An 8,598-nucleotide genomic window follows, 5' to 3' on the forward strand; every position below is an offset into this window, starting at 1 on the left:
TGTCTGTTATAAATAAATAAAGTGAAAGATTTGAAAATTTTACTTGGTTTAGTACAAGATAAAGAAGGAAAAACTTATATATGGTCACAAAAAATATATAAAAATATTATGGAAACTATTGAATTATGGAGCAATTTGATATAGACTATTCGTATTAGTTATGTCATTTAGATGATATAGGCTTCGTTACAAGTATACAATACGTACTTGTATATTAAGATATAAAGGGATGGTTGAATGAGGGTAATTGCTGGAAAAGCAAAACGATTACAATTAGAAACAATCGCTGGCTTAGACACAAGACCTACTACAGATAGAATTAAAGAAACCTTGTTTAATATATTAGCACAGGATTTAGTTGACTGTGATTTTCTTGATTTATTTAGTGGAAGTGGAGCAATAGGCATTGAAGCGTTAAGTAGAGGAGCTAAGTCGGCAGTATTTGTGGAAAATAATAAAGCAGCAGTGAATTGTATTAAATCAAATCTTAAAATAACGAATCTAGCAGATTCGAGTACAGTTCTTACTATGGATGCTTTAACTGCTGTAAATCATTTAGAAAAGAATGGTAAGGTATTTGATATTATATTCATGGATCCACCTTATAATAATGGATTTGAGAAAACAATATTAGAATATTTAGATCATTCGACTGTAATGAATTATAATACAATTATAGTAGTAGAAGCTTCACTAGAAACAGATTTTTCGTATCTAGAAGACTCGAACCTAGAAGTGTATCGAGAAAAAGAATATAAGACAAATAAACATGTATTTATACAAAAGCGTGAAGGTGCCAATTAAAATTATTTGATTATGTACCAGTTAGTAGTTGAAAGATACAGATTATGGAGGATATTATGAGGATAGGTGTATATCCCGGAAGTTTTGATCCAGTTACTTTAGGACACTTAGATGTAATCTATCGTTCATCAAAATTGGTTGATAAGCTTATTATTGGTGTTCTGAATAACAATGCTAAAAAACCATTATTTTCAGTACAAGAACGAGTAAATATGTTAGAAGAAGCAACGAAGGATTTAGAAAATGTAGTTGTTGAATCGTTTGATGGTTTGTTGGTAGACTTTGCGGATTTAAAAGGTGCAAATGTTATTATTAGAGGATTACGAGCAATAACTGATTTTGAATATGAATTGCAAATTGCCCAAACAAACCATAAAGTTAATCCAAAAGTGGACACGTTGTTCTTAACAACTAGTGTAGAATATTCATATGTAAGTTCAAGTGTTGTTCGAGAAATTGGTATGTATGGTGGAGATATTTCTTCATTTGTACCAGCGAATGTTGTTAATCGCGTATATGAAAAGTATAAGAATATGGAAGTAAACTATAATCCATGAGTAAAAAAATAAATCAGGGATAGGAGATAGTGTTTATGGGAGCTAGCAGAATTGAACAATTGATTGAAGATATTTATGAATTTGTTGAGAGTTGTAAAATGTATCCATTATCATCTACAAAGGTGATTGTTCCAAAGGATGAATTATATGACTTAGTAGATGAATTACGACTTAGGACACCAGATGAAATAAAAAGGTATCAAAAGATTATCGCTAATAAAGATGCTATATTGCAGGATGCAAGGGATAAGGCAGATGCTATGCTTGCCCAAGCTCAGGAGCAAACGAATGCTTTAATTAATGAGCATGAAATTATGCAACAAGCTTATTATCAAGCAAATGATATTGTTGAGCAAGCTACGAAAGAGGCTGAGAGAATCTTAGCGGCAGCTAATAATGATGCAAATGAGATTCGTCAAGGTGCTATCGCATATACAGATGATATGTTAGGTGATGTTGAAAGAATCTTAGCAAATGCTTATGAAAGCACAAAAGCCAAATATGATAATTTATTAGGAGCATTAAAAGGAAATCTTGATATTGTTGTCAATAACAAGAATGAGCTTAATCCATCTTCCCAACAATCGCAGAGCAATTTCGCAAAAGAAGAAATCGCTCAAACGGTTGAGTCAAAAGATGATTTTGACTTTGATGAAGATACATTCTTAGTTGATACTGAATAATATAACATACACTATTGATAATAGGAATGCAACCACACTATTTATTAGTTTATAATGTAAATAAGTTTTTAAAGATAGTCCACTATGTTCAATTACACTTCCAACCTGTGCAAGGCTGGAGAATCCACCAAAGGAGGTAATTGTGATAGTCAGGACTATTTTTTTTGCTAACTCCATAGCTGATGACGATACAAGATAAATACCTGTAGTAATCTCTAATGAACCAAGAAGTAAGAACCTGGAAGGACCAAATGAAGTAAGTATACCGGTTAAGATTTGTGTCAAAACAGAAAACATAATGATATAGCCACCAACCTTGGTAATAGTGGTAAAACCATCAAGGATACAATGGTCAACTGTAGTCATACTTAGAGGTGTTTCTTCCATGCATTCAGTAATCAAAACCATCTCGCTTGATGTCGTATCATTTTTTTTACTTCGTCTATGGCTCATGATACGATATATGGTAGCTGATATAATAGAAGATAAGTAAATCAAACCTAGGAGTTGATATTTCCTATCTGGTATAGCTAGGCTAGATACAGAAAGAAAACTAGTTAAGAATATATAACTAGCATTTCCAACTAGTATCATTATGTATTGACCTTCTTCTTTGTCAAGTAAGCCTTCTTTGATGAGATCAGCACAAGTCTTTGCACCCATCGGATAGCCAGAAAGGATTCCAATGATAATTGGGTAGCAGCCTATAGAGCTTATATGAAAGATTCGTCTAAAAACAGGACTGAATATCTTGCATATATAATCGGTAACTTGAAATCGAATAATAAAGTTAGATAGAATAATAAATGGCAGTAAGGTAGGCAAAACTGTATTAAACCATAAAAGTAGACCAATTTTAGCACCATTTAATGCAGGCATCGGTTGTGAAATGACTAAGATTAAGAAAAGGAAAAGTCCACATCTTACAAGTAACCTATTGTTCTTAGTACTATTATATTTTCCTTTTTTCTTCAATTCCTTGCCCATCCTTCTTCCCGCCTTTGCATAAACTATTATATTCTATTAATCAAGATTAATTACTAGTACAAAGAATTACTAATTTAAAGATAGTATTATATTGATGATCTCCTACAAGGCTAGTAGGAAAATCTGCTACAATATGGTATAATGATATCGAATTTGGTACATAGCTATATAAAGTATCACTTTATGTTATAGAAGAAAGGTGTAACGTAAGTTACAAGGAGGTAAAAAAATGTCCACAACAAATAAAATAATTACACGTGAAGAAGTTAACCAGGAAGATAAATGGGCCATTGAAGACCTTTTTAGTACTGATGAAGACTGGAAAAAAGAATATGTATTAGTAAAAGAATATTGTGATAGACTGCAAAATTATAAAGGCAGATTAGGTGAAAGTGCATCCACCTTAGTTGAATATTTTAATTTGTTATTTAAGACGGAATATCATTTTGAAAGAGTATATGTCTATGCGAATGAAAAATATCATGAAAACACAGCAAATGCAATATATCAAAACCTTGCCGATCAAGCAAATGGCCTAGAAGTAACACTTAAGAGTGCTTCTGCGTTCTGTACTCCAGAGATACTTTCTATTCCAGAAAAGACAATTGAACAATTTTTATCTTCTAATGAAGAGTTGCAAGAATATAGAAGAATATTAGAAGAAGTTACAAGAAAGAGAGCACACACATTGTCAGCTAATGAAGAGGCGCTTTTAGCTGATGTTGGTGAAGTACTAGGAGCTCCAAGTAATATCTATTCTATGCTCAATAATGCAGATATCAAATTCCCTGAAATTATTGGAGAAGATGGAGAAAAAGTACCTGTTACGCATGGTAGATATATTACGTACATGGAAAGTAAAGATAGAAGAGTTCGTAAGGAAGCTTTTGATAGCGTATATAGCACGTATCGTTCCATGAAGAATACCGAAGCAGCCTTATTTGCTTCTAATGTTAAAGCATCTATCTTTACAGCTAAGGCTAAGAAATATAATAGTACATTAGAGATGTATCTAGATAATACGGATGTACCAGTAGAAGTATATAAGAATCTAATTGATACGATACATGAGAATTTACCTAAATTCTATAAATATGTGGCGCTTAGAAAGAAATTATTAGGTGTGGAAGAACTCCATATGTATGATGTGTATGCACCTTTAGTTAGTGATGTTGATATGAAGTACTCATTTGATCAAGCTAAGGAAATCGTTCTTGAAGGGCTTGCACCTTTGGGAGATAGATATATTAATCTTCTCAAAGAGGGATTTGATAATCGTTGGATTGATATATATGAAAATGAAGGAAAGAGAAGTGGAGCGTACTCTTGGGGAGCATATGGTACTCACCCATATGTACTACTTAACTATCATGAAAACCTTGATAATGTATTTACACTTGCACATGAGATGGGCCATGCACTTCATACGTACCATTCCAATGAAACACAACCATACCAATATGCAGGTTATAAGATTTTCGTTGCAGAAGTAGCATCTACTTGTAATGAAGCTTTATTAATTCAACACCTATTAAACAAGATAGATGATAAGAAACAAAGAGCATATCTTGTTAACCACTTTATTGAAAGTTTTAAAGGAACTGTATTCAGACAGACTATGTTTGCTGAATTTGAGATGTTAGCACATCAAAAAGCAGAAGAAGGAGAAGCTTTAACATCAGAAGTTTTAAGTAAGATTTATCATGACCTTAATGTAAAATACTTTGGTGAAGATATGGTTATTGATCCAGAAATTGATATGGAATGGGCGAAGATACCACATTTTTATACTCCATTTTATGTATATCAATACGCAACTGGTTTCTCGGCAGCAATTGCATTATCTCGTAAGATATTAAAAGAAGGACAAAAAGCAGTAGATGATTATATAGGTTTCTTACGTGGAGGAAGTTCTGCAGATCCAATTACCTTATTAAGAGGAGCTGGGGTAGATATGGCTTCTAAAGATCCAATTAATGAAGCACTTACTTTATTCGAAGAATTAGTAGATGAATTAGATGAGCTTATGAAATAAAGACGTGGTTGATGCAATATCAGTAGTCACGCTATGTTATTAAAACTAAATGCTTTCACACACCAGCAAAAAGAACAACTTTTCTACGCTGTATGCCATTTTGTGAACATATTTTATATGTTCACATATGGCACACAGCTACGAAAAGTTGTTTTTTTGATGTTGCATATCAATGCATTTTTATATACGAATTGGTCCCTGTTTATATTCATTTGGAATTACATTATTATATTTACTGGCAACAATTTGATTATATAGATGAGTAGCGAACAAATCTTTTTGAAAAAGTTCATATTGTTTTTGATCTAATTGTTTCTTGGCATCAGCTACTTTGGTAATAACAGGGATTTTTCCGTGTAAGCGAACCTGCTTTAATAAGGAGCTGGCTTCTTTTCTAAAACCAAGTAATCTAGCATACATGGAAGTGGTAGTAGGGTCAACATCTTTACTTGTTGATGTGGTAATCTGAAGTAGTATGTGTATTAAAGCACGATTCATACGAGTAAGAGTATACTGTTTGGTTTTAAGGGAATCTGCAAGGTCAGAGAATTTATGATTCTTCAATGTAATCTCTAACAAGCGATTTGCTAAATCTTCATTCATATCTAGATATTCGGATAATCGTTCACAAGGATTGGTATATAGTTGATAAAATAAAGCATCTGAAAAATCATCTTCAAAGATAGGAGCAGTTTTACCTATTGCATCTTTTAATATAGTACAGGAAGAAGGTGGCATGTGAGTTTCTAAAGCATCATAGTTAGTCTTATTTTGTAAGCATTTTCTTAACGCACTAGCTGATGAAAATGTGGTATCTAAGGTTAAATCATTATAACCACTTCCCTCGCGTAAAATCGTATAAGGAACAATGTTACTAGATAGTCGATAAAGTGCTTTTAAGTATTCAACTCCCAGTATGTTATTAGAGGATTCGATTACTTGCTCGATTTGCTGATTCGTGTAATTTGATAATTCAATAGTATTAAGGAGAGCATGTTTTCTAGCCATGGGATAAGATAATCCTTGACGTAGATATTTCAGAAGAGTATCTCTAAATTCCTCCGATTCAATACATAATGCTTTTGCTATAGAAGACAATAATGTTAAGTCGCCACATTCACTGCCAAAACAAATGGAATTAACGATACCAAGGTCATGTAATATTCGAATGGCTCCCGCTGCAAAAGTTTCTGCACTTGCTGTGGCATATATAACAGGTAATTCGATTACAATGTCTGCACCATTGTTTAAGGCCATTAAAGTACGAGAATATTTATCGATAATAGCAGGAGTACCTCTTTGCACATAGTTACCACTCATAATAACAATAACGTAGTCGGCATTGGTGATCTCTTTAGCCTTTTGAATGTGGTAGGCATGTCCATTATGAAAAGGATTGTATTCTGTTATTAATCCTACAACTTGCATGGTTTTATTTCTCCTTATAGTTTTTTTGTATTCTAATTCTATCCATCATTTGTTAATTCGTCAATGGGTATATCTATTAAGTGTATATTTAAGTTATTGTTACTATTATTGGAAAAATTCATGTTAAACTTTACTTATACAACAAAAAATGTTATACTTATAAAAGTTACATAAAAAATATATATATTTTATTAAGTTGAATATTGTAAATATTACAACTATTTTGGGGACCAATATCACGGTGATATTGAAAATAATATAAAAATCAATAGGTTATCAATAGGGGTACATAATGAAAAATTTTTTGAAGAATACAATAGGGCGGTTCTGTCCTTTTTATGCTATCATACCATTAATTGGATCTTTTGTTTTGGAAACAACGGTTTATGAAGGCTCAAAACTTTTTATTCAAGGACGGTACCACTATGATTTTACTACGGAATTTGATAGAAGTGTTCCTGTAATATCGTGGTTTTCCTTAATTTATTTTGGGTGTTATTTATTTTGGGTCGTTAATTTTATTCTACTTACACGTGTTAATAAAGAGCATTTTTACCAAACATTGTTTGCTGTGTATTTGTCATATGTTATATGCGCCATTATATTTATTGCATTACCTACAACTAATATAAGACCAGAAGTAAAAGGTAATTCTATTGGAGATGTGGTTCTGAGGTTGATTTATTTATCAGATACTCCAGAAAATCTTTTTCCATCCATTCATTGCAGTGTGAGTTGGTTTTGCTATATTGGGGTTAGAGGTAAGAAAGAGATACCAAAGGCTTATCAAGTTTTTTCCTTAGTGTTCGCTATTTTGGTAATCATATCGACACAGGTTACAAAGCAACATTACTTTATAGATGCTATAGGTGGGATTGCTCTAGCAGAAATCTGTTATTGGTTTAGTAAATATAGAGGATTATATAAACCATTCCAACGATTTTTTGAGAAAGTAAACCATAGACTTCGTATGGATCGTATATAGAGGAGAAACTATGATAAAAAACAACAGAAAAAATATATGTAACGCTATATTCTTTTTGTTTATCGTTAGTGTCACCTTTTATCTACTATTAAAAGATCAAGAAATACCGATTATAGTTGATAGTATTAGAAGAACAAATGTAATGTACTTATTATTGGGCATCGCAGCAGTTATTTTTTTTGTTTGCAGTGAATCGGTTATTATTCACTACTTAATGATAAAGCTAAAAAGTCCAATGGTATTTAGAAGTTGTATAAAGTACTCATTTATAGGTTTCTTCTTCGGTTGTATTACACCTTGTTCAACGGGGGCACAGCCGGCTCAGATATACTATATGAAGAAAGATAAAGCAAATTTGGGTGTTGCTAGTTTGATGCTTCTTGAAGTGACAATAGCGTATAAAGCAGTCCTGATTTTTCTCGGTATACTGATGCTAACGTTAAAGAAAAAGTTTGTAATGCATTATTTAGGAAAGTATATGGGATTTCTTTATTTTGGAATTATAATTAATATAGTGGTTGTCTTATGGCTGAGTATTCTTTTGTATCATACCGAGACAGTACGCAAGTTAGTAAACAAAATAGTTTCATTTTTAGCTTCGCTTAACATCGTAAAAGATAGAGATGTTACATTAGATAAAGTAGAAGTTGCATTTTCAAGATACAATGAAGGCGCAATATTTTTAAAACGACAAATGAAAATAAGGGCAGTTGTATTTTTAATTACATTAGTTCAGAGACTTGCCTTATTTCTAGTTACATATTTTGTATACCGTGCTTTTGGCTTATCTAAGTATGGAGTTGTAGAAATCGTTGCATTGCAGTCTGTTATTTCTATAGCCGTAGATATGTTACCATTGCCTGGAGGTATAGGAGCGAGTGAGAATTTGTTCTTAATCATATTCAAAAAGATTTTTGGAACAAACATCATGCCTGGGATGTTATTAAGTAGGGGAATTAGTTATTATGGCTTGTTAATTATAAGCGCAATAATAACAATAGTCGTGCAGATTCGCTACAGTTATAGAGAACTGTAATGGCAAGTTTTAAAAAGGGAAGGATTTCATTATGAGAGAGAAGAGAATGATAGGATTTTATAATTTTTCAGTTGTTTTAACAT

Annotated in this window: 8 protein-coding genes; 6 read left to right on the forward strand and 2 right to left on the reverse strand. The window is 32.2% G+C overall.

Going from position 1 to position 8,598, the window contains the following annotated elements; all coding sequences use genetic code 11:
• The first annotated feature begins 237 nt into the window (after positions 1-237).
• The 3 genes from rsmD to ACW2QF_RS15095 are packed head-to-tail and all read left to right on the forward strand — an operon-like array spanning position 238 to position 2,044.
• Positions 238-804, forward strand: a complete 567-nt coding sequence (rsmD, locus tag ACW2QF_RS15085) for a 16S rRNA (guanine(966)-N(2))-methyltransferase RsmD (protein ID WP_455716834.1) — start codon at positions 238-240, stop codon at positions 802-804.
• 56 nt (positions 805-860) lie between these two features.
• Positions 861-1,361: a pantetheine-phosphate adenylyltransferase gene (gene coaD, locus ACW2QF_RS15090; protein WP_455716835.1), complete on the forward strand. Its 501-nt coding sequence runs from the start codon at positions 861-863 to the stop codon at positions 1,359-1,361.
• Between the two features lie 35 nt (positions 1,362-1,396).
• Positions 1,397-2,044, forward strand: a complete 648-nt coding sequence (locus tag ACW2QF_RS15095; protein ID WP_455716836.1) for an ATPase — start codon at positions 1,397-1,399, stop codon at positions 2,042-2,044.
• Here the strand turns inward: ACW2QF_RS15095 and ACW2QF_RS15100 are convergent.
• Entirely contained in the window at positions 2,027-3,031 is a 1,005-nt protein-coding gene (locus ACW2QF_RS15100) for a hypothetical protein (RefSeq protein WP_455716837.1), read from the reverse strand. The two genes, ACW2QF_RS15095 and ACW2QF_RS15100, sit on opposite strands and share 18 nt — an antisense overlap.
• Positions 3,032-3,260: 229 nt before the next feature.
• Between ACW2QF_RS15100 and pepF the strand changes: the two genes are divergently transcribed.
• A complete protein-coding gene (gene pepF / locus ACW2QF_RS15105) occupies positions 3,261-5,066 on the forward strand; it encodes an oligoendopeptidase F (RefSeq protein WP_455716838.1) in 1,806 nt (601 codons plus the stop codon).
• 180 nt (positions 5,067-5,246) lie between these two features.
• Here pepF and ACW2QF_RS15110 read toward each other — a convergent pair whose 3' ends face one another.
• Positions 5,247-6,494, reverse strand: coding sequence for a nucleotidyltransferase (locus ACW2QF_RS15110; protein ID WP_455716839.1), 1,248 nt, complete (start codon positions 6,492-6,494; stop codon positions 5,247-5,249).
• 292 nt (positions 6,495-6,786) lie between these two features.
• Between ACW2QF_RS15110 and ACW2QF_RS15115 the strand changes: the two genes are divergently transcribed.
• The gene (locus ACW2QF_RS15115; RefSeq protein WP_455716840.1) at positions 6,787-7,479 is read left to right on the forward strand and encodes a phosphatase PAP2 family protein; all 693 of its coding nucleotides are present in this window, start codon (positions 6,787-6,789) and stop codon (positions 7,477-7,479) included.
• 10 nt (positions 7,480-7,489) lie between these two features.
• A complete protein-coding gene (locus tag ACW2QF_RS15120) occupies positions 7,490-8,515 on the forward strand; it encodes a lysylphosphatidylglycerol synthase transmembrane domain-containing protein (RefSeq protein WP_455716841.1) in 1,026 nt (341 codons plus the stop codon).
• The last annotated feature ends 83 nt before the right edge of the window (positions 8,516-8,598 follow it).

The organism is Anaerosporobacter sp. (assembly GCF_965301125.1).

Bases quoted from the DNA above. Each gene is read 5' to 3' on its own strand.
- rsmD (WP_455716834.1), top strand. From the start codon at position 238: ATGAGGGTAATTGCTGGAAAAGCAAAACGATTACAATTAGAAACAATC.
- coaD (WP_455716835.1), top strand. From the start codon at position 861: ATGAGGATAGGTGTATATCCCGGAAGTTTTGATCCAGTTACTTTAGGA.
- ACW2QF_RS15095 (WP_455716836.1), top strand. From the start codon at position 1,397: ATGGGAGCTAGCAGAATTGAACAATTGATTGAAGATATTTATGAATTT.
- ACW2QF_RS15100 (WP_455716837.1), bottom strand. From the start codon at position 3,031: ATGGGCAAGGAATTGAAGAAAAAAGGAAAATATAATAGTACTAAGAAC.
- pepF (WP_455716838.1), top strand. From the start codon at position 3,261: ATGTCCACAACAAATAAAATAATTACACGTGAAGAAGTTAACCAGGAA.
- ACW2QF_RS15110 (WP_455716839.1), bottom strand. From the start codon at position 6,494: ATGCAAGTTGTAGGATTAATAACAGAATACAATCCTTTTCATAATGGA.
- ACW2QF_RS15115 (WP_455716840.1), top strand. From the start codon at position 6,787: ATGAAAAATTTTTTGAAGAATACAATAGGGCGGTTCTGTCCTTTTTAT.
- ACW2QF_RS15120 (WP_455716841.1), top strand. From the start codon at position 7,490: ATGATAAAAAACAACAGAAAAAATATATGTAACGCTATATTCTTTTTG.